1 protein-coding gene is annotated in these 406 nt (G+C 37.7%); it reads right to left on the bottom strand.

The window, feature by feature from the left end; genetic code table 11:
- Positions 1-406: IS3 family transposase (locus tag EOK74_RS20750; protein ID WP_133472032.1), on the bottom strand; the 406-nt coding region annotated here is incomplete at both ends.

Genomic DNA, 406 nt, shown 5'->3' with positions numbered 1-406 from the left:
TTCATATCTAAACTCAAGTGCGGCCTCATCTCGTTGTAGATGCTTATCGATTCTCTTACCAATATTTTTAGCTCATCCAGTGTATTACATTGATAAAGTAAGAACTCTTGTTTAAGTATCCCGTTTATTCTTTCGGCTAGTGCATTTTGATAGCAATCATATCCATCTGTCATCGACGGCTTAATGTTATTTGCCTCAAGGACTGATTGATATAATGCAGAGCAGTATTGCAATCCTCGGTCAGAATGGTGAATTGCATCATGGTCATACTGCCTATTTTTAATCGCCATATTGAGGGCTTTAACGACATCAGAAGCCTTCATTTCATTACTCAAGTGATAACCTATGATTTTGCGTGAGAAGGCATCTGTGACCAATGATAGATAATGGACTCCTTCATTTGATT

The organism is Paraglaciecola marina (assembly GCF_004360155.1).
Taxonomy (GTDB): domain Bacteria; phylum Pseudomonadota; class Gammaproteobacteria; order Enterobacterales; family Alteromonadaceae; genus Paraglaciecola; species Paraglaciecola marina.
Note: the sequence above shows the minus strand (reverse complement) of the source record. Positions and strands in the feature narration are given on the sequence as shown.